The sequence below is a fragment of the Rahnella sp. CG8 genome (genome assembly GCF_023701875.1).
GTDB classification, from domain to species: Bacteria; Pseudomonadota; Gammaproteobacteria; order Enterobacterales; family Enterobacteriaceae; genus Rahnella; species Rahnella aceris.
Map to the genome: position 1 here is coordinate 34,381 of NZ_JABAED010000020.1, position 21,027 is coordinate 55,407.

A 21,027-nucleotide genomic window follows, 5' to 3' on the forward strand; every position below is an offset into this window, starting at 1 on the left:
CGGCGATGCTTCCACCGCCTTTGGTATCAGCGCCTCGGTTGGCACGCAGTCGTCCAAATCCGAGAGCCACAGCGGACAGAATACCGCCACGGGCAGCACGCTGACGGCGGGTGATAACCTGTCGATAACCGCGACGGGCGGCGATATCACGGCCATCGGCAGCCAGATTAAAGCCGGGCTGGACGTGGCGCTGAACGCGGCAGACGACATCAACCTGATTTCCTCGCAGAACACCCAGTGGCTGGAAGGAGAAAACAGCAGCAGCGGCGGCGCCATAGGGATTGGCATCGGCATGGGCGAGAGCGGTGCCGGTATCAACATCTCCGCCAGCGGCAACGCCTCCAGGGGCAGCGAGTCGGGCAACGGCACGCAGCATAACGAAACCACCATCGACGCGGGCAACCGCATCAGCATTAACAGCGGCGACGACACAACGATTGCCGGTGCGCAGGTCAGCGGCAACAGCGTGGTGGCGGATATCGGCGGCGACCTGACCATCAGCAGCCTGCAGGACAGCGACTATTACGACAGCAGCCAGAAGAGCATCAGCGGCGGTGCCAGCTTCTCATTCGGCACCATGACCGGTTCGGGCGGCATCAGTGCCGCTAATGACAAAATGGACAGCGACTACAACTCGGTCACTGAGCAGAGCGGTATTTTTGCCGGTGACGGCGGCTTTGATATCACGGTCGGCGGGCATACCCAGCTCGATGGCGCGGTAATTGCCAGCACAGGTTCGGCCGATAAAAACCACCTCGACACCGGTACGTTAGGCTTCAGCGACATCGGCAATAAAGCGGAATACAGCACCGAACATCAGGGCGCAGGCATCAGCACCGGCGGGACTGTTGCAGAGAACTTTATCGGCAATATGGCGAACGGCGTACTGGTCGGCGCAGGCGGTGAAGGTGAGGCTTCCGGCACCACCAAAGCGGCGATTTCAGCAGGTACCATCAACATCCGCGATACCGAAAACCAGCAGCAGGACGTGGCTGATTTAAGCCGCGACGTGGAACATGCCAACGGCAGCATCAGCCCTATCTTTGATAAAGAAAAAGAGCAGAAGCGGCTGGAGATTGCGCAGGCGCTGGGCGACATGGGCAGCCAGGCAATGGATATTGCACGGACGGCGGGTGAGATTAAAGCGATAAGTGCAGGCAAGACAGAGCTGGCAGAAAAAGGCATAACCCCGCCGGGCAAAGAAGGAACAAAAGAGCAATGGGATGCCTACACTGCGGCGCTGAAAGAGACCGGCAGCTACAAAGATACCCAGAAACAGTACGGTACCGGAAGTGATATCCAGCAAGGTATCAGCGCAGCGACGATGGCGCTTCAGGGGCTGGCGGGCGGCGATATGACTGCGGCACTGGCAGGCGGCGCGGCTCCGTATCTGGCGGAGCAAATCAAGAAACAGGTCGGCGAAGATAACGTTGCCGCTAATGCCATCGCCCATGCGATTGTCGGCGGTGTCATCGCAGAGCTTCAGGGGCGTGACGCCGCAGCGGGTGCGGCAGGCGCGGCCACCGGTGAGCTAATCGCACAGGTGCTTTATCCGGGCGTGAAACGCGAAGACCTGACGGAGAACGAAAAGCAGAAAATCGTGGCGCTGAGTACGCTGGCCGCGGGTCTGGCGGGTGGAATTGCAGGTGATGATACAGAAAGTGCTGTTGCGGGTGGTCAGGCAGGTAAGAATGCGACGGAATACAATCACTTTAATCTGCCTTCAGGGATGATGGATTATATTGATACAGCAGGCTCATGGAATCAGTTTGCTGTAGATAATAATCTCTCGCCCGAGCAGACACAGGCCGGGCTGGATAAAATAGCGAAAGGGGATTTGCCGGAAGGGGCGAATATCACCAAAGCGATAGTCGAAGGCTATCAGGATGGCGTATTTATGGCCGGTGCGTTTTATCTTGGTCCGACAATAGCCATAGGAAAAGGCATTACCGGGGCGGTGATTGGTGGCGGTGCTAATTCTGCATTCCAGTATATGAATATGGCACCGGGCAGTGAGTTCAGTTATTACAGTGCAGCGGTTGCGGCAGGAGCAGGTTATCTGGCTCCGGGTTATAAAATCGGCGGAAATACGCTGATTAATATGGGCGGCGCATTTATGACGGATGGACCGAGTTTGTCTGGTCAGGGCGGAGCCATTGCGGGTTCTGTGTTCGGCGGGGGATTTGGGAAATATGCGCCTGATTTGCTTGCGCCGTATGCAGGATCTTTTTCTGGGGTAATAGGAGATATTGGTTCAGCATCTTTCTTTGAAATATCCAATGATACAGTTAAAGAATTAATAAACAATAAGGATAAAAAATAGTGAAGAAGAAAATGACACTTTTTATATTTATTCTCATGTTTATATACATGACTGTAGCCTTTTTTATATTAGGTATCTCCACCCGAATTATAACTGCCATAATTTATACAGGAGAGTTTTATCTATCTGTGTCTGGTACGATAAAAGTTGTCAAAATGAGTGTGGTTGCTGGTATTTTTATTTCAGTAGGAACTTTTATCTTTAATCGAATAGATATCTACAACGCCCGTAAAAAACCCCCAACCGAGCCTGATAAATGACTTTAACAAGCAAACATCCCGGTTGCCTGCGCCGGGATATAGCGCTGGACACTTACGGCAAACCCATCAGCGAACTGACGGAGCAGGAAAAACAAAAAGTGCTGGCCTTATCGACGCTGGCAGCGGGTCTGGCGGGTGGTTTAACCGGAGACAGCACGGCAGACGGTATGACAGGCGCGATAGCGGGGAACACCACAGTGAACAACAACCTGTTAGGCGGCGGTACGGAGGCAGGCCAGGAAACATTTATCCGTCAGCGCGGTATTGATATGGCAAGTTGTGCTGATGCACCGGGTTCGGCAAGTTGCCAGAAGGCGCAGAATGAGGCAAATGCAGTGGCAGGCGCAATGGCGACCGCAGGGCTGATTTATCTGCCTGGAGGAATGCAGATGACAGGTGCTATTGGCGGCAGTGCTAATGCCGGTATCCAGTATCTGATCAATGGTGAAGTGAATCCGACCGATGTACTGATAGCCACCTATGTCGGGGCATTTACTGCAAACACAGGTGCATGGGGAACTGTAGGCTGGAATGCGGCAGGCGGTGCGACATCGAATTATCTGAAGGGGGATGATCCGTTAGCAGGGGCTGGTTGGGGGGCTGCGGGTTCGGCGCTTGGCTATGGGATCGGTAATAAAATTGTTTCGCCAGCCTTAGACAAAGTATTTAATCCCGTATGGAAAAACTACGGATGGGTTGATATGGGCATGGGGATTAGTAAACCATTACCATGGTCTCCAGTACCAGGCATAACGGGTAATATATTTGCATCAGGTACAACTGAATTTGGTGTTCAAGGTGGCCCTAAAGCAGCAGAATTGATCAAGAAGATTGAGGCAATGAAATGATAAATGAGATGCTTCGCTTTATCTATTTGATTATATTAATGATTTTAACGATAATCATCGGATTTGTTATATTGAATATTTTAGTTTGTATTGTTTCATTTTTTCAAACTGGAATATTTTACGTCCCCTTCTTAGCCATAATTCGTCTGAGTGTAAGAGTTGGCTTTTTCGTGGGCGGAATTGCAGGTGTTGGAATCTGGTTAATATATCGTTTTAATTTGTATCGTCACAGCTAAGCTCAAATCCCTGCTAAGTCAGGCGCATATCGGCGATGCTTCCACCGCCTTTGGTATCAGCGCCTCGGTTGGCACGCAGTCGTCCAAATCCGAGAGCCACAGCGGACAGAACACCGCCACGGGCAGCACGCTGACGGCGGGTGATAACCTGTCAATAACCGCGACGGGCGGCGATATCACGACCATCGGCAGCCAGATTAAAGCCGGGCTGGACGTGGCGCTGAACGCGGCAGACGACATCAACCTGATTTCCTCGCAGAACACGCAATGGCTGGAAGGAGAAAACAGCAGCAGCGGCGGCGCAATAGGGATTGGCATCGGCATGGGCGAGAGCGGTGCCGGTATCAACATCTCCGCCAGCGGCAACGCCTCCAGGGGCAGCGAGTCGGGCAACGGCACGCAGCATAACGAAACCACCATCGACGCGGGCAACCGCATCAGCATTAACAGCGGCGACGACACAACGATTGCTGGTGCGCAGGTCAGCGGCAACAGCGTGATGGCGGATATCGGCGGCGCGGTGCTTGCCAGCACAAGTTCGGCGGATAAAAACAGCCTCAACACCGGCACGTTAGGCTTCAGCGACATCGGCAATAAAGCGGCAGATACAGATCCCAAAGCAGGACAACCGCCCTGCTTTGGTTCTACGACTTTGCTTCAAAACCGATTAGCTTTCTTCAGACAAATACATCTTACGCAGGTAATGCGGTACCGCGTCGTCGGCGTTGGATCCGATGATTTCTGCACCCGGCATGGCGGCTTTCAGACGTGGCAATGAACCGCTCATCAGACAACCTTTACCGGCCATGCTCAGCATTTCCAGGTCATTAAGACCATCACCAAAAGCGATGCAATCCTTCAGGGAATAGCCCATCAGCTTGGAAACATATTCCAGCGCATGCCCTTTCGATACGCCGCCTGCCATCACTTCCAGACATACCGGCAGTGAGAAGCTGACATTCACACGGTCGCCCCAGCGCGCATTGATCGCTTCTTCCAGTGGCAGCAGTTTTTCATGATCTTCACAGGTGAAATACACTTTGCAGATACCGTCAGTTTCCAGCAAACCCGGTTCATACAGTTTGTATTTGAAAACGGATTCGCGGAAAAAATCATCCTGATCGGCGCGGTCACGGTTCATGTACCAGTCATCGTTGCGATAAACGTTGGTCAGAATATCCGGATTGTTATGCATGATGCCGAACAGGTCTCTGGCGATGTCTTCATCCAGATTGTGCGAGAAAATCAGGTCACCGTCGGTGTTATGCACGCGCGCACCGTTGGAGGTGATCATGTACGCACTGATTTCCAGATTGTCGCGCATCTGCGCTACATCGATATGGTGACGCCCGGTGGCGAACACGAAATGCACGTCGCGCTGGGTCAGCAATTTCAGCGTCTCTTTGGCGAACGGGCTCAGGGTATGATCAGGTGATAGCAGCGTGCCATCTAAATCGGAAGCAACAACATGGTACATAGCGTTAGGTTCTAACCTCTGATGGAGTTGTGCGCGGCGAACCGCGGATTAATGCTGTCGCGCAAAAAAGCGCATGATAGCGTCCAGCGCCTGTGCCCTCAGGTCGTCCCGTTCAAACAGGATCTCATGGCGCGCGCCTTCAATGACCAGCGGTTTTTCCCCTTCACAAGGGTGTCCCGCAACGGCCATGGCCTGACAAAAAGCAAGATGGGACCGGTTATCCACCACACGGTCTTCGCTCGCCTGCAATAACAGAACAGGGGTGGTGATTTTTTCGGCTTCTTTCAGGATATGCATCCCCGCCTCAATCCCTTCACGTACCCAATGATAGGTTGGCCCACCGACCTGCAGCTCAGGGTAATCGGCATAAAAACGCAGGTTACGGCGATAACGCTCACGGCTGTGTGTCAGGCGGTTGACCACAAACGGTAATGGCCGCCAGTGACCGGTGCCCAGCGCATAGCCGTCACGGCGTAGCGGACGATTCTCCGCCCAGTTGAGGATCCGGCGGGAAATCCAGCCCGGCATCGGCAAATAAATGCCGGTCATCGGCGCGAGTAACGCCGCTGCATCAAACTTGTCCGGATTTTTCGCCAGAAACAGCGCCAGGATCGCACCGCCCATGGAGTGTGCCAGCGCGAACTTTTTCGCGTACTGACGTGGGGCAATCTCCAGTTGATAAAAGCTTTCGAAATCCTCAACATAATCGTCAAAATGCTTAACGTGGCCACAATGCGGATCGTCGAGCATACGCCCGGAACGCCCCTGACCGCGGTGATCGACAATCATGACATCGTAGCCGCAATGGAATAAATCGTAGGCTACTTCAGGATATTTTACGTAGCTTTCTATACGACCCGGTGACACCACGATGACTTTATCATGCGCGGGGGAACAGAACCGGACATAGCGGATCGGGACATCGTCAACGCCGCTAAACTCGCCTTCTTCGCGCGTACGCCAGAAATCCAGCAAAGGTCCGGTCGCGAAGGCGGAAAACTCCTTCTCTCGTGTTAACCACTTCCCAAAATTCACAGGCATTCAATGATCCAAAGTCGTCAGGCAGGGAGGAGGAAAAGTGTTATTTGTGAGTTATAGCGCAATTATAAACAATGGCGTATTGTGCCATAAAACAACATAAAACGTATTCAGGGAGTCTCGCAATGACACTTGACTGGTGGTTAACCTACCTGCTCACCACTTCTATTTTAAGTTTATCCCCCGGCTCCGGTGCCATTAACACGATGAGTACGGGCATCAGCCACGGCTATCGCGGGGCGGTGGCGTCAATCGCCGGGTTACAACTCGGGTTATCCATCCACATCGTACTGGTCGGTATCGGGCTGGGCGCACTGATCTCATCATCGCTGATGGCCTTTGAAATTCTCAAATGGCTGGGTGCGGCGTACTTAATCTGGCTGGGTATTTGCCAGTGGCGTTCTGCCGGTGCGATTGATCTGAGCGCGCTCGCCAGCAGTATGCCGCGTCGCCGTTTATTCAAACGCGCCATCCTGGTGAACCTGACCAATCCAAAAAGCATTGTGTTTCTGGCCGCGTTATTCCCGCAGTTTATCATTGCGCACCAGCCTCAGGCTGCACAATACATGGTACTCGGCGTGACCACCGTCGTTGTCGATATTATTGTGATGATCGGTTACGCCACGCTGGCCACGCGCATCGCCGGCTGGGTGAAAGCCCCGAAACAAATGCAGTTGCTGAACCGCATTTTCGGCTCACTGTTTATGCTGGTGGGTGTGTTGCTGGCAAGTGCCAGAAAGGTTTAACGCCGCAAAATGCAAAAAGGGTTCGGCATCAACCGAACCCTTTTTTATGCGCAAAATGCGTTGATTAACGATTCACGATAAGCGCAACACCAAAGCCTGCAAACACCACGCCTGCCACGCCATCAATCCATTTTGCTAAACGCTGATATCCGCGACGCATTTTCGGCAGGGCAAAAACCAACGCCACTAGCGAGAACCAGGCCAGGGTTTCCACCACAATCAGCAGAAATATACCCAGACGCTCGCCACCACTGACACTGTCGCCAACGAACATAGAGAACACGCTGCCGAAGTAAATGACAGCTTTAGGATTCGAAAGATTGGTCAGCAGCCCGCGCATAAACGTTCGGCCACGGGCAGGCAGCGTTACCGGTGTGTCGTCGCCGTTTTGTTTTTTAGCACGTGCTGATTTCATCAACTGCCAGCCCATCCAGCACAGATACAGGCCGCCGCCGACGGTGATGATCTGATGCAGCCAGGCCATTTTTTGCAGAATTAAATGTAATCCCATCAGCGCAACCGCTGCCCACACAAGTACGCCGAGCGTAATACCAATCACGCCCATCATGGCTTCTTTACGCGACCGGCTGGCGGCGGTTTGTGAAACAAAGAAGAAGTCCGGCCCCGGACTCATCAGCGCGATCAGATGAACCATCGCAACCGTCAGGAATAGCATCAGCATGATTAACTCTCTGTGTTATGTGTAGGAAACAGAATTCTTATTCGTCGCCGTTATCGATGTGATCGCGGATCATCGCCATAAATGGCCTGCCGAATTTCTCCAGCTTACGCTGACCGACACCGGTGATGTCCAGCAAATCGCTCGCGCTGACGGGCAGATGTTCAGCCATTTCCAGCAGCGTCGTGTCGTTAAATACCACGTACGGCGGCACATTATTGTCATCCGCCAGTGACTTACGCAGTTTACGCAATTTAGCAAACAATTTACGATCGTAATTCCCGCCGTAAGTTTTCTGGCTGGCACTGCTTTTAATTTTGAGCGTCTGAATACGCGGCACGGCCAACTGCAACGGGATTTCGCCCCGTAAAACCGGACGCGCCGATTCCGTCAGTTGTAACGCCGAGTGCATGGCAATATTTTGCGTAATCAGCCCGAGATGGATCAGTTGGCGAACCACGCTGGTCCAGTGTTCGTTGCTATGTTCTTTGCCGATGCCGTACACAGTCAGCTTGTCGTGGCCGTATTCGCGGATACGCTGGTTGTTCGAACCACGCAGCACTTCGACCACGTACCCTAAGCCAAAACGTTGTCCGACGCGTGCAACGACCGACAGCGCTTTCTGCGCATCCAGCAAACCGTCATAGCGTTTTGGCGGGTCAAGACACACATCGCAGTTACCGCAGGCGTTCTGTTTGCCTTCACCGAAGTAATTGAGCAGCACCAGACGGCGGCAGGTTTGCGCTTCCGCAAACGCATTCATGGCATTCAGCTTATGGCGTTCAACATCCTGTTGCGCGCCAGCCGGTTTCTCTTCCAGACAGCGGCGCAGCCAGGCCATATCAGCCGGATCGTAAAGCAGCACCGCTTCGGCAGGCAGGCCGTCACGCCCTGCCCGGCCCGTTTCCTGATAATAAGACTCGATGGTGCGTGGAATATCAAAGTGCACCACAAAACGCACGTTAGGTTTGTTGATGCCCATCCCGAAGGCGACAGTGGCGACCACAATTTGCAGGTCGTCGCGCTGGAAACCTTCCTGCACGCGGGCGCGGGTATCGTTATCCAGCCCGGCGTGATACGCGCCGACGCTCAGCCCGCGGCTTTGCAGACGGGCGGCTGTGTCTTCCACTTTGGCACGGCTGTTACAGTAAATAATGCCGCTTTTACCGCGCTGATCCTGCACAAAACGAATCAGCTGATCGAGCGGCTTAAATTTTTCCACCAGCGTGTAACGGATATTCGGACGGTCAAAACTGCTGACCTGAATCAGCGGATCGTTCAGTTCCAGCAGGCGGACGATATCGTTACGGGTGGCTTCATCGGCGGTCGCGGTCAGGGCGATCACCGGCAGTTGCGGATAACGCAGTTTCAGCTGACCCAGGGCGCGGTATTCCGGACGGAAATCGTGGCCCCATTGGGAAATACAGTGGGCTTCATCCACGGCAAGCATCGCCGGATTCCACTGTTGCAGCTGCTCGAGGAAATCGCCCATCATCAGGCGTTCCGGCGCGATATACAGCATTTTGATACGTCCCGCACGGCAACCGGCCATCACTTCCAGCTGTTGCTCACGGGTTTGCGTTGAGTTCAGGCAACCGGCTTCAACGCCTGCAGCCATCAGCTGATCGACCTGATCTTTCATCAGCGAGATGAGCGGCGAAACAACCAGCGTCAGGCCGTCCATCACCAGCGCGGGAATTTGATAGCACAGCGATTTACCGCCGCCTGTTGGCATCACTACCAGACAATCCCGGCCAGAAAGGGCGGTATTGATGATAGTTTGCTGGCCTGGTCTGAATTGCTGATAGCCGAAGGTATCGCGTAATACCTGATGAGCCAGCTCTTCTTTGTTTATCACTGCCGCCGTAGACACTCAATTCCCCAACTGTTCAAACCACCCGGCTAAGCCCTAAAGCCGCCGGGGCTGTACTGCACCGACATAATATACCCTAAATAATTCCGGGTGCGGCCAACGCAACTGCAACCAGAAGTATGGCGCAATTACATGATGTCGTTAAGCATAATACCCACACCGATACGGGTCTGCTTATGGTTGTAGTCGATCAATGACTCGCCGTAGCCGCTAAATACCTGAGTATAGAAGCGAACCTGTTTGGAAATCGGGTAGCTCCAGCCAGTCGTCGCACCGCCGTAACCGGTATTCCAGTTGTAACGGCTTTCCACGCTGAACACGCTGTCACCCCACGCATAACCGACTTTCAGGCGGTAATAACCCATGTATTTGTTGATGTCCGGGTTATCGTCGTTTTCATCGCTTTCAGGGATGCGGTACCACGGTTTTAAATCCACCTGCCAGTTACCGTTTTGCGCCATGAAACGGGCATACACGCGGTTCCAGCTGCGGGACGTCGGATCTGAGCGGCCGTTAGACTGATGGCTGACACCATATTCTGCTTCGCGCAATGTCCAGCCGAGGAAATCGTAATCCGTTGCCCAGGCGAGGAAAAGCTGTGGCTCGTAGTTGGTCTCACGAAAAGGTGAAGACTCGCCGCTGTTGGAAAGCTGCCAGAATGATTTTTGCGTGTAAGACGCGCCGAGCACCGAATTATCACCCGCAATTCCACGCCACAACGGGAACGCCAGGCTGAGCTGGAACTCGACTTCATCATGACGTGCTTTATCTGCCCAGTCGTAAGACTGAATGGCTTTCTTGTTGATATTGCTGGTATCAGTGTAAATCAGGTAGTTTTGTTCGTAAGGATATAATGTGAACGGGTTGTCGTGCTCCTGCAACATATTCGCAATAATACTTCCGCGTACCGCAGGTTTATCATGCACTTCCTGCACAGTGGCCTCTGCGGCGTGTCCCAGCATTGGCATCGCCAGCATGGCGGCTCCGACAGCCCAATTTTTACGCATTATTCCTTACCCTCACCCTAAAGTTATCGACTCATTATTTTTGAAAATATGCCGTCTGCCCGGCCAACCACGCGCTGACTAAAATCCGGAAATCTCAAAGCAGGGCATTTTACACACAAATACATTTCTACATGAGTACTGAATACATTTATCCTTCGCTGTGTAGAAATCCTTCCTGCCCGCACCTAAAATCAACACTTCGTTAACTTTTTCGGCGAACATACTGTCCACTCGTTTTCGTCAGGAATTTATTCATGTCTGCTTCATCTCTCAGCCACGAGGCTGCCCTGCAACTGATCGGCAATATTTTCGTTTACGATATGCCGTTTAACCGCGAACTGGGCCTCGAGCTGAAACGTCTCGACTGCGACTACGCAGAGTTAAAATTTACCAACCAGACAAAACTGGTGGGCAATGCCGCACAAAAAATCCTGCACGGCGGGGTAATTGCTGCGGTGCTGGATGTCGCCGCCGGTCTGGTCTGTGTGACCAGTTCACTGATCCGCCGCGACAAACCTGATCACCCGTTACTGGAAGCCGAAATGCGTCAGCGTTTATCCAAGATGGGCACCATCGATTTACGCGTTGATTACCTGCGTCCGGGCCGTGGCGAGTATTTTATTGCCTCCGCCAGCCTGATCCGTGCCGGGAACAAAGTCTCCGTGGCGCGCGTGGATTTACACAGCGACACGGGCATTCACATCGCGACCACTACGGCGACCTATATGGTGGGCTGAGATCAGGTAAACTCCGCTTCTTTCCTTACTCTTTTTTCAGGTACCCACATGGACGCACACCGTACCCGGCAAGGTGTTATTTTTGCCTTTATCGCCTATCTGATCTGGGGGATCGCGCCGGCGTATTTCAAGCTCATCAAACAGGTTCCGGCGGATGAAATTCTGACTCACCGGGTGATCTGGTCTTTCTTCTTTATGTTAGTGCTGCTCTCCGTCAGCCGCAGCTGGGGCGATGTCCGCCGGGTATTGGCACAACCGAAGAAAATCGGCATGTTACTGATTACCGCCCTGCTTGTCGGTGGGAACTGGCTGATTTTTATTTGGGCAATTAATCATAATCACATTCTGGAAGCCAGCCTCGGCTACTTTATCAATCCGCTGGTGAATGTGGTGCTTGGCATGCTGTTTTTGCGTGAACGATTCCGAAGTTTGCAATGGTTCGCCGTGGCGCTGGCTTTCGCCGGGGTGCTGGTGCAGGTGTGGGTATTTGGTTCCGTGCCGGTCATCGCCATCGGGCTGTCCCTGACATTCGCCTTCTATGGCCTGCTGCGTAAAAAAATAGGCGTAGATTCGCAAACCGGGATGCTGATTGAAACCCTCTGGTTGCTGCCGGTGGCCGGGATTTATCTGTTCTTTATTGCCCACAGCCAGACCAGCAATCTGGCAGCGAATCCGTGGTCTCTGGATTTATTGCTGATGGCGGCCGGGATTATCACCACCATTCCGCTACTGTTCTTTACCGCCGCCGCTGCCCGGCTGAAGCTCTCCACGCTGGGCTTTTTCCAGTATCTCGGGCCAACGCTGATGTTCCTGCTGGCCGTGGTGTTTTACGGTGAAACCGTCAACACCTCACAACTTATCACCTTCGGCTTTATCTGGGTGGGACTGCTGTGCTTTATCAGCGATGCGCTCTATACGCAGGGGCGTTTACGACGAGGAAGAAGCGGACACAGCGCTGCGTGAGATAAAGCGCGCCATCGCGGGACCGGTGGCCAGGATGGTGATCAGACGCAGCGTCTGCATCGCCATCACAAAACCTAAATCGGCGTGGCTGCCTGCCGCAATAATCGCCACGGTGTCCAGCCCGCCCGGGCTGGTCGCCAGATAAGCCGTCAGCATATCGACGTGCAAAAGTTTGGTCAGCACCCATGCCATGCCCCCGCAAATCAGCATCAGCCCGATAATCGAGGCAATCATCTGAGGCAGCGTACGTAAAGCCAGTTTGAAAATCGGACGTGTAAAGCGCAGCCCGACACTCCAGCCAATCAGCGTGTACGCCATCGCCAGCAGCCATTCCGGCACTTCTAAGGTCACCGTTCCGGTGGAATGCAAAACCGCGCCGACAATGGCCGGAAGCAGCAGCGCGCCGGAAGGGATACGCAGGCGCGGCCCCAGCCAGACACCGGCTACTGCCAGAAATAGCGTGGCAAAGAAACGCCAGGTGAGCGGCGGAAACCAGACCACTGCCGCCGCCAGCGATGCGCTGTCGCCCATAGCCATACGCGCAACAAATGCGGCAGCCGTGGCAACAAACAACACGCGCAGATACTGCATAAACGCCACCAGACGGACATCCGCACCGAAATCACCGGCCATCGCGACCATGGCGCTGGCACCGCCGGGTGATGAACCCCACGCGCCGGTCGGGCCGGGTAACTGGCTAAAACGTACCAGCAACCAGCCGGAAAGTCCGCTGGCAAGCAGCGTCGCCACCAGCACCATCAGCACCAGCGGCCAGTCATTGAGTAACGGTGGCAGAATCGAGGGCGACAGACTTTGCGCGATCATACAGCCCAAAATGCCCTGCGATATTTTGAAGAACAGCGGATGAATACGCACGCTGGCACCCAATAAACCCATGACGACGCCGACAATCATCGGCCCGAGCAGGAGCGCAGCGGGAACGTGGAAGGTCTGAAAAATAATGCCCAGAATCAGTGAGGAAACGACGAGGATAAACCACTGCCCCGCCGGAACCATCCTTTCCATCAGCATGGTCGGTTATAACCAGTTTTTACGTTTGAAGTACAGGTAAGGCGCCAGCCCGGCGAGGATCATCAGCGCAATCGCGCCCGGATAACCGAATGACCATTTCAGTTCCGGCATGAATTCAAAGTTCATCCCGTAACTGGAAGCCACCAGCGTTGGCGGCAGGAACACCACCGAAACCACCGAGAAAATCTTAATAATGCGGTTCTGTTCGATGTTGATAAAACCCATCGCCGCCTGCATCAGGAAGTTAACTTTCTGGAACAGGGATTCGTTGTGCGGCAACAGGGATTCGATATCGCGTAATACTTCACGCGCCTGCTCAAGCTGACCTGCGGGTAAACGAGCCTTACGCACCAGGAAATTCAGCGCGCGCTGGGTATCCATCAGACATAAACGCACTTTCCAGCCGATATCTTCCAGTTCTGCCAGCGTGGAAAGTGCAGCATCGTATTCGTCGCCCTGATGCCCTTCCATGATCACCCGGCTGAGTTTTTCCAGATCACTGTAGATATTTTCAATTTCATCCGCCAGTTGCTCTATTTTAGTTTCGAACAAATCCAGCAGCAGTTCATAGGCGTTGCCGTCAACCAGCGTCTGGTTGCGGGCACGCATACGGTAGAGACGAAATGCCGGTAATTCGCGCTCACGCAGGGTATACAGACGACCTTCGCGCACGGTAAATGCCACGGTGCTGTTGCCGGCATGATCTTCGGCATCTTCATAGTAAAAGAAGGAGTGAATGTGCAGGCCGTCTTCATCTTCAAAGAAACGTGCAGAAGCTTCGATGTCGTCCAGTTCAGGACGTGTCGCCAGGCTTTGCCCTAATTCACTTTGAACGCGCTCACGCTCCAGCTCGTCAGGTTCAACCAAATCCACCCACAATGAGGTTTTGAGATCGTCTGACTCGTCCAGCTCTAAACGGGATAAGCGGCTGTTTTCTAATTTAAAAGCACTCAGCATGTGCCCGTTCTCCCAAAAATGACAGAAAGTGGACAACGCGTTGAAGCACAGAAAATCACGGGGTGAGAATTGTCACCGGCGTAATTCAGACCAAATTCAGATCTGACTCACAGCGACAGAACGGGGGTCGCTGACAACCACTAAGGCCATCAGCAAAGAGGAGGGCCTTAGAAGTGGTACCTAATGAACAGGTTATTGAGCCAGTATCTACTGGGTGTGTCCAAGGCGAAGTTCCTCATTGATAATAGTGCGCGCATGTTACGCCGGGAATAAAAAGACTGTCAACCGCGAACAAATCTATTCTGGCAACATTTATGCATAAATTTCAGGCTGGCCTGATAACCTTACCGGCTTATCGGAGGGTGCTTTTTTGGCTACACTCAATGCCCTGATCTCCCCTCACTTTTCAGATACCCAAAATGATTAAGCAGATAAACCAAGATACGTTATGCGACCTGATCACCAAGGCGGCGCATTCACCGCGACTGCGTCAAAATCTGAATATGCATCCGGCGCCTGAAGATGACGTTCAGCGTCTGGCCATCGCCATGGAACCCGGCACTTATGTGCGCATTCACCGCCATCCACACACCTGGGAAATGCTGACCGCCCTGCGTGGTCGCTTTCTGGTACTGATTTACGATAACAGCGGCGAAGTCACCGACCGCCTGTGGCTCGGCGCAGAAACCCGTCTGCTGGAAATCCCGGCCAATACCTGGCACAGCGTGCTATCTCTCGACGAAGGCGGCGTGATTTTTGAAGTGAAACACGGTGCGTATCAGCCAGTTCAGGAACAGGATTATCTGCCAGGCACCGCGCCGGAAGGCGAAGAAGGTGTCAAAGAAATGCTGGAATGGTATGCGAAAGCCGAAGTGGGTGAAACATTTAGCCTCTGACCTTTCGGCTCCTCCCCCTGCGAAGGGGGAGGATGGGAGGGGGTTTTACAGACAAAACAGGAGATTAAGCGCGCTTAAACGTTGGTTTTTGACCTTAATACCCCACCCCAACCCTCCCCTTCGCAGGGGAGGGAGTTAAAAATCAGACGGCTTCGAGGCGGGCGTAGGCGGCGACCAGCCACTTGATCCCTTCCCCCGGGAACGCCACCTGCAGACGGCTGTGTTCGCCGCTGCCTTCCATATTGACGATAGTACCTTCGCCGAATTTAGGATGCACAACGCGCTGGCCGAGTTTGAAGCCGGTGTCGCTGACGCTGGTTGGCGTGCCGACGCTGCGGTTGCTCATCGGGCGTGACACACTGGCGCGCATCCTGACTTCTTCGACACAATCTTCCGGCAGTTCGCCGACAAAACGTGACGGGCGATGAGACACTTCTTTGCCGTATAAACGGCGGGTTTCCGCGTAGGTCAGGGTCAATTTTTGCATAGCGCGGGTGACGCCGACATACGCCAGACGGCGTTCTTCTTCCAGACGTCCGCCTTCTTCCAGCGACATCTGGCTCGGGAACATGCCCTCTTCCATGCCGACGATAAACACCTGCGGGAACTCCAGCCCTTTCGCCGAGTGTAGTGTCATTAACTGCGTCGCATCCTGATTGGCATCCGCCTGCCCTTCGCCCGCTTCCAGCGCGGCATGGGACAGAAACGCCTGCAGCGGCATCAGATCTTCGTCTTCATCCTGATAGCTGAACTGGCGTGTTGCTGTCACCAGTTCCTCTAAGTTTTCGATTCGCGCCTGCCCTTTTTCGCCTTTTTCCTGCTCATACATGATGAACAGGCCGGAATCTTTAATCACCCGGTCAGTCTGCACGTGCAGCGGCATATCTGAGGTTTCATGCGCCAGTGCGTCAACCAGTTCGGTGAAGCGTTGCAGTGAAGATGCCGCACGACCTGCCAGCACTTTTTCCTGCAACAGCGCACGGGTGGCCTGCCACATGGTCATCTGACGATCACGTGCTGTCTGGCGCACCACATCCAGCGTGCGGTCGCCGATGCCGCGCGTCGGTGTGTTCACCACGCGCTCAAAAGCGGCATCGTCATTGCGGTTCGACATCAATCGCAGATACGCCAGCGCATCTTTGATTTCCTGACGGTCGAAGAACCGCTGACCGCCATAAATACGGTATGGCATCGCCATCTGCAATAAGGCTTCTTCCAGCACACGCGACTGGGCGTTGCTGCGGTAAAGAATGGCGCAATCTTTCAGCGCACCGCCGTTGTCCTGCCAGGTTTTGATGCGGTTAACCACAAAGCGCGATTCATCCAGTTCGTTGAATGCGCAATAGAGTGAAATCGGTTCGCCTTCGCCGTCCTCGGTCCACAGGTTTTTACCCATACGGCCATTGTTGTTTTCAATCAGTGAGTTGGCGGCTTTCAGGATGGTGCTGGTTGAACGGTAGTTCTGCTCCAGACGGATGGTTTGTGCATTCGGGAAATCTTTCAGGAAGCGCTGGATGTTTTCAACCTGCGCACCGCGCCAGCCGTAAATCGACTGGTCATCATCACCCACGATCATCACATTATTGTTGTCACCTGCCAGCAGGCGGATCCACGCGTACTGAATGCTGTTGGTGTCCTGGAATTCGTCCACCATCAGGTTGGTAAAACGTTCGCGGTAATGCTGCAAAATATGCGGCTTGTTCAGCCAGAGTTCGTGGGCGCGCAGCAACAGCTCGGCAAAATCCACCAGCCCGGCACGGTCACAAGCTTCCTGATAGGCCTGATAAATGCGTAACCAGGTCGCTTCAACGGGATTGTTGTAGGTTTCGACATGCTGCGGGCGCAGACCTTCGTCTTTTTTGCCGTTGATGTACCACATCGCCTGACGCGGGGGCCATTGTTTATCGTCGATGTTCAGGGCTTTGATCAGGCGTTTGATCAGACGTATCTGGTCATCACTGTCGAGGATCTGGAAATCCTGTGGCAAATTGGCGTCTAAATGGTGTGCACGCAGCAAACGGTGCGCGAGGCCATGGAAGGTACCAATCCACATGCCGCCCTGACTGGTGCCGATCAGCTGGTCGATACGGTGGCGCATTTCTGCCGCCGCTTTATTGGTAAATGTGACGGCCATAATAGAATACGGCGAGCACTTTTCTACCGCCAGCAACCACGCTATGCGGTGAACCAGCACGCGGGTTTTGCCACTGCCTGCTCCGGCCAGCACCAACAGATTGCTGCGCGGCGCGGCCACGGCTTCACGTTGTTTTTCATTCAGGCTGTCGAGCAGGTCAGAAACGTCCATAGGCACCGTTTGTCAGATGAGAAAAGCACTCACGCGAAAATTATCGCCGCGAATGCATTTCCACTGTGAATTTATACAGAGTAATTTAAGAAGGGATTATAGCAATGCTGTCAGCGATGCCAACTGCGAAATCTCAATATGCGGTAACAGACGGGCATCGTTAATGTGCATCAGGTCGCCTTCGCGCAAATTAATCCAGCATGATTGCATCCCGCAACGCACCGCGCCCGCGACGTCTGTCGTCAGGTCATCGCCCACATGCAGAATGTTTTCCAGCGGGATATCCAGCTTCATCGACGTTTTTTTATACATGTCGGCGTAAGGTTTGGCACGGCCATGATCGCCCGCCCGCAACGTAAACTGGAAATATTGCGCCAGACCACAGGCGTGCGGATCGGCATTGCCGTTAGTGATAGCAACCAGCGGCCAGCGTTCGGCCAGCGCCGCCAGCGCGTCGTGATTTTCCTGCGGAACATAAATCCTGCTGCGCCACTTCGCGAAGGTTTCCATTGTGGCTTTGGTGCCCTGCTCAGCCTCACTGCGACTCAGACCCGCGCGGGTCATCGCCAGCAAAACCGCCTGACGGCGCCATTCGGTGACGTCGTGATAAATCTCCGCGTCCTGCGCCAGTAATTCTGCACGCATCAGGCGGACAGTATCCGGTGCCATATCCGTCAGCGCCGGATGGAAACCCTGCATGAATTTCAGCGTTTCGGTATCGGTACGGCGGATAACGTCGTAATTGTCATACAGCGTGTCGTCTAAATCGAAGGTGATCGCTTCAATGCGTTTCAGCGGACGATAGAACTTCATCAGGATTTTCCTCGTTTTGCGCGGGGATGCGCGGCGTCGTAAACCGTCGCCAAATGTTGAAAGTCGAGGTGGGTATAGATTTGGGTGGTGGACAGATTCGCGTGCCCCAGCAGTTCCTGTACCGCGCGTAGATCCCCGCTGGATTCCAGCACGTGCGTGGCAAAAGAATGTCGTAGTTTATGCGGATGAATATGGCTGTTAACGCCCTGTTTCACGCCCCATTCAGCAAACCGTTTTTGCACGTTGCGCGCAGAAATACGGCTGCCTTTGCTCGACAAAAACATCGCGTCATCCTGCGGATTAAAATCAGCGCGGCGTTCCAGCCAGTGTTCGAGCCAGGTGACAGCCGTTCGCCCGATCGGCACTTTGCGCTCTTTGCTGCCTTTACCCAACACGCGCACTTCGCCGGAGGCCATATCGATATGTTTGCAGTCGATACCCACCAGTTCCGAAAGACGCAGCCCGCCGCCATACATCACTTCCAGCATCGCGCGGTCACGCACGGAAAGCGGATCATTGAGATCGATGTCCAGCAGTTTATTCACTTCATCGACATCAAGATTTTTTGGCAAATGCTTGGGTGAACGCGGTGTGGAAATGCCTTTGGCAGGATTGGCGCTTAATACGCCCTGACGCACCAGCCAGTCAAGAAAGCTGCGCAGCGAAGACATGCGCAGCGCCAGACTGGATGGCCCCAAACCGGCTCGTTTACTGCGCGCCAGTAACATGCGGACTTTTGGCGCATCGAGTTGCTGCCAGTGGGAAATACCGATCTCGCCGGAGATGGCGATCAGGGCTTCTAACTGGCGGCTGTAATTGGTGGTGGTAAGCGGGCTGAGCTGGCGTTCAACATGCAGGTAACGCAGAAACGCCTCGACTGCGGGATAGAGAGGCGATTCGGTGTGATTCATACGCGTTCGATCCAGCGTTCCAGCAGGCCAGGTAACATTTTTGCCAGTTGGTTGAGTAGCACCGTGCCCATTCCTGGCTGATAATGCTGGGGATCACGGCTGCTGAAAATCAGCACGCCCAGCTCACCCTGTTCGCCCATCAGCGACAGTGCGACGGAACCCACGGCTTTCGCCTGCGGCAATAACAGCAGTAATTCCGGACCGTTCAGGCCGCCGAGATAATGCGGCGTTTCACCCAGACGCTGGATGCGCATGGATTCAAACGCGCTGCGGCTCACCGCAAGATGCGTGAAATCTGATGGCGCGCCGATGCGCCAGCCTTCACTGAACAAGCGCACATTGGCGCCTGCCAGCCCCAGACTGCGTGCCCAGCGTTGCAGGCGGTTAAGCATATCCTGCAAACTGCTGGCCGCCGCGAGCGTGGCCTGAAGCTCGATCATCCGCCCGAACAACGCTTCGTTGACCGAAGCCTGCTCCATCAGCAATGTAATTTCTTCTTCAAGCTGGGCAATCTGATGACGCTGACGTCCGAGTTGCCATTCAACCAGCGAAATACTGCCTTTCACCGGATGCGGTACGTGCATCTGCTCGACGCTGCGCGCATTGCGAATAAAGAAATCCGGGTTTTGCAGCAGATATTGCATCACGCTGTCATCGTCGAGAGCTATTACCGGTTCAATCTGGTCATCAAGATTGTTCATAGATGAATAAATCCGTCGTAAACATGAGTGGCAGGTCCGGTCATATAAAGCGGATGACCCGGCCCTTTCCAGCGAATGTCGAGGCTGCCTCCCGGCAGTTCCACCTGAACTTCTTCTGCGAGTAAACCTTGCTGAATGCCAACCGCCACAGCCGCGCAGGCACCACTTCCGCATGCCTGTGTTTCACCGGCACCGCGCTCGTACACGCGCAATTTTACGCTTTCCGGGCTGAGGATCTGCATGAAACCGACGTTCACACGCTCAGGAAAACGGTCATGACTTTCCAGCATCGGTCCGAGAACCTCGACTTCTGCTGTCAGCACATCATCCACCTGTAATACGCAATGCGGGTTTCCCATCGACACCACACCGCAAAATACTGTGCGCTCTTCTGCACGCAGAATATAGGTCTTTTCCGGTTTCGCTGCACGGAAAGGCACCTGTTGCGGCTCGAAAACCGGCTCGCCCATGTTGACCTGCACTTCTTCATCTTCGGTGACAGTCAGCACCATGCGGCCGGTCTGCGTGCTGACGCGGATATCACGTTTGTTTGTCAGACCTTTAATGCGGACAAAGCGGGCAAAACAGCGCGCACCATTACCACACTGCGCGACTTCACTGCCGTCCGCGTTAAAAATACGGTAATGAAAGTCTAATTCGGGATCGTAAGGAGGTTCCACCACCAGTAACTGGTCAAAACCTACGCCACGGTGACGGTCAGACAAACGACGGATCAACTCGGGAGAAAAATAGACATTTTGAGTGACGGCATCAACGACCATAAAATCGTTACCCAGGCCGTGCATTTTGGAGAACTGCATAACTGACTCCGTTTACCGCTGGTCAAATCCAGTCGCGATGATCCTTTAAGAAGAGGGTTCTGCCAGCATGGCACGAAACCCCCGACAATTTGCTGGTCAATCTCTGGAGTTCGTCGTGAGGCTTTCTGGTGATACCCCTTTTTCCTGCGACGAACCATCGTTCGCCGTACCCGGAACATTGCTGGTTTTTTGCGTGGCTGATTTTTCCGGCGGTGGGAAATACAACGGCCCTTTAAGTCCGCAACCGGAGAGAGAAAAGAGTATTGTCGCGGCCAGAGACCAGCGTAAAGCGTTTTTCATTTTATGAATGCCCGTAATTCATGCGACCAAGCTCTCTATAATCGCAGGTGGATCATGAAAAGCAACAGGAATCGACAAAACCCCCGGGCACATTTTCAGGGTTT

The 21,027-nt window shown here is 53.8% G+C and carries 20 protein-coding genes and 1 pseudogene; 8 read left to right on the forward strand and 13 right to left on the reverse strand.

Annotated elements, in window-relative coordinates:
• The 4 genes and pseudogenes from HGO41_RS18050 to HGO41_RS18065 form a co-directional block, all read left to right on the forward strand.
• Positions 1-2,323, forward strand: a 2,323-nt coding sequence (locus HGO41_RS18050; protein WP_250981281.1) for a hemagglutinin repeat-containing protein, incomplete at its 5' end; no start/stop codon positions are given.
• The gene (locus HGO41_RS18055; RefSeq protein ID WP_013577496.1) at positions 2,323-2,583 is read left to right on the forward strand and encodes a hypothetical protein; all 261 of its coding nucleotides are present in this window, start codon (positions 2,323-2,325) and stop codon (positions 2,581-2,583) included. The genes HGO41_RS18050 and HGO41_RS18055, both read left to right, overlap by 1 nt.
• Complete coding sequence (locus tag HGO41_RS18060; RefSeq protein WP_250981282.1) at positions 2,580-3,431, forward strand: VENN motif pre-toxin domain-containing protein; 852 nt, start codon at positions 2,580-2,582, stop codon at positions 3,429-3,431. The genes HGO41_RS18055 and HGO41_RS18060 overlap by 4 nt, the downstream gene beginning before the upstream one ends.
• A 270-nt stretch (positions 3,432-3,701) precedes the next feature.
• Positions 3,702-4,268: pseudogene (locus HGO41_RS18065) on the forward strand (hemagglutinin repeat-containing protein); the annotation flags it as partial.
• Between the two features lie 66 nt (positions 4,269-4,334).
• Here HGO41_RS18065 and yigL read toward each other — a convergent pair.
• Entirely contained in the window at positions 4,335-5,144 is an 810-nt protein-coding gene (yigL, locus tag HGO41_RS18070) for a sugar/pyridoxal phosphate phosphatase YigL (RefSeq protein WP_250981283.1), read from the reverse strand.
• 48 nt (positions 5,145-5,192) lie between these two features.
• Positions 5,193-6,185 carry a lysophospholipase L2 gene (pldB, locus tag HGO41_RS18075; protein WP_013577503.1) on the reverse strand — a complete coding sequence of 331 codons (993 nt, stop codon included), beginning with the start codon at positions 6,183-6,185 and terminating at the stop codon, positions 5,193-5,195.
• 122 nt (positions 6,186-6,307) lie between these two features.
• On the opposite strand from pldB, the gene rhtB reads away from it, so the two are divergent.
• Positions 6,308-6,928 carry a homoserine/homoserine lactone efflux protein gene (rhtB, locus tag HGO41_RS18080; RefSeq protein WP_112152369.1) on the forward strand — a complete coding sequence of 207 codons (621 nt, stop codon included), beginning with the start codon at positions 6,308-6,310 and terminating at the stop codon, positions 6,926-6,928.
• Positions 6,929-6,992: 64 nt separating this feature from the next.
• Here rhtB and rhtC read toward each other — a convergent pair whose 3' ends face one another.
• From rhtC to pldA, 3 genes are all read right to left on the reverse strand, one after another.
• Positions 6,993-7,610 carry a threonine export protein RhtC gene (gene rhtC / locus HGO41_RS18085; RefSeq protein ID WP_013577505.1) on the reverse strand — a complete coding sequence of 206 codons (618 nt, stop codon included), beginning with the start codon at positions 7,608-7,610 and terminating at the stop codon, positions 6,993-6,995.
• 37 nt (positions 7,611-7,647) lie between these two features.
• Positions 7,648-9,480: an ATP-dependent DNA helicase RecQ gene (gene recQ, locus HGO41_RS18090; protein ID WP_013577506.1), complete on the reverse strand. Its 1,833-nt coding sequence runs from the start codon at positions 9,478-9,480 to the stop codon at positions 7,648-7,650.
• A 128-nt stretch (positions 9,481-9,608) separates the two neighbouring features.
• Positions 9,609-10,487 (reverse strand): phospholipase A, encoded by an 879-nt coding sequence (gene pldA, locus HGO41_RS18095; RefSeq protein WP_013577507.1) that lies wholly within the window; start codon positions 10,485-10,487, stop codon positions 9,609-9,611.
• A gap of 254 nt (positions 10,488-10,741) precedes the next feature.
• On the opposite strand from pldA, the gene HGO41_RS18100 reads away from it, so the two are divergent.
• Positions 10,742-11,224: a thioesterase family protein gene (locus HGO41_RS18100; protein ID WP_013577509.1), complete on the forward strand. Its 483-nt coding sequence runs from the start codon at positions 10,742-10,744 to the stop codon at positions 11,222-11,224.
• A gap of 48 nt (positions 11,225-11,272) precedes the next feature.
• Positions 11,273-12,187 carry an EamA family transporter RarD gene (rarD, locus tag HGO41_RS18105; protein WP_112197604.1) on the forward strand — a complete coding sequence of 305 codons (915 nt, stop codon included), beginning with the start codon at positions 11,273-11,275 and terminating at the stop codon, positions 12,185-12,187.
• Here rarD and HGO41_RS18110 read toward each other — a convergent pair.
• Positions 12,152-13,219, reverse strand: a complete 1,068-nt coding sequence (locus HGO41_RS18110; protein ID WP_013577511.1) for an AbrB family transcriptional regulator — start codon at positions 13,217-13,219, stop codon at positions 12,152-12,154. The two genes, rarD and HGO41_RS18110, sit on opposite strands and share 36 nt — an antisense overlap.
• A 6-nt stretch (positions 13,220-13,225) precedes the next feature.
• Entirely contained in the window at positions 13,226-14,176 is a 951-nt protein-coding gene (gene corA / locus HGO41_RS18115) for a magnesium/cobalt transporter CorA (protein ID WP_013577512.1), read from the reverse strand.
• 419 nt (positions 14,177-14,595) lie between these two features.
• Between corA and HGO41_RS18120 the strand changes: the two genes are divergently transcribed.
• Positions 14,596-15,072 (forward strand): WbuC family cupin fold metalloprotein, encoded by a 477-nt coding sequence (locus HGO41_RS18120; RefSeq protein ID WP_112197603.1) that lies wholly within the window; start codon positions 14,596-14,598, stop codon positions 15,070-15,072.
• A gap of 142 nt (positions 15,073-15,214) precedes the next feature.
• Here HGO41_RS18120 and uvrD read toward each other — a convergent pair whose 3' ends face one another.
• The 6 genes from uvrD to lptM all read right to left on the reverse strand — a co-directional run bounded on the left by uvrD (position 15,215) and on the right by lptM (position 20,923).
• Complete coding sequence (gene uvrD, locus HGO41_RS18125) at positions 15,215-17,377, reverse strand: DNA helicase II (protein ID WP_013577514.1); 2,163 nt, start codon at positions 17,375-17,377, stop codon at positions 15,215-15,217.
• A 96-nt stretch (positions 17,378-17,473) separates the two neighbouring features.
• The gene (gene yigB, locus HGO41_RS18130) at positions 17,474-18,190 is read right to left on the reverse strand and encodes a 5-amino-6-(5-phospho-D-ribitylamino)uracil phosphatase YigB (protein ID WP_037035464.1); all 717 of its coding nucleotides are present in this window, start codon (positions 18,188-18,190) and stop codon (positions 17,474-17,476) included.
• A complete protein-coding gene (gene xerC / locus HGO41_RS18135; protein ID WP_037035463.1) occupies positions 18,190-19,101 on the reverse strand; it encodes a tyrosine recombinase XerC in 912 nt (303 codons plus the stop codon). Before xerC ends, yigB begins: the two co-directional genes overlap by 1 nt.
• Positions 19,098-19,802, reverse strand: coding sequence for a DUF484 domain-containing protein (locus tag HGO41_RS18140; RefSeq protein ID WP_013577517.1), 705 nt, complete (start codon positions 19,800-19,802; stop codon positions 19,098-19,100). Before HGO41_RS18140 ends, xerC begins: the two co-directional genes overlap by 4 nt.
• Positions 19,799-20,623: a diaminopimelate epimerase gene (gene dapF / locus HGO41_RS18145; protein WP_013577518.1), complete on the reverse strand. Its 825-nt coding sequence runs from the start codon at positions 20,621-20,623 to the stop codon at positions 19,799-19,801. Before dapF ends, HGO41_RS18140 begins: the two co-directional genes overlap by 4 nt.
• Positions 20,624-20,719: 96 nt before the next feature.
• Complete coding sequence (gene lptM, locus HGO41_RS18150) at positions 20,720-20,923, reverse strand: LPS translocon maturation chaperone LptM (protein WP_013577519.1); 204 nt, start codon at positions 20,921-20,923, stop codon at positions 20,720-20,722.
• Between the last annotated feature and the right edge of the window lie 104 nt (positions 20,924-21,027).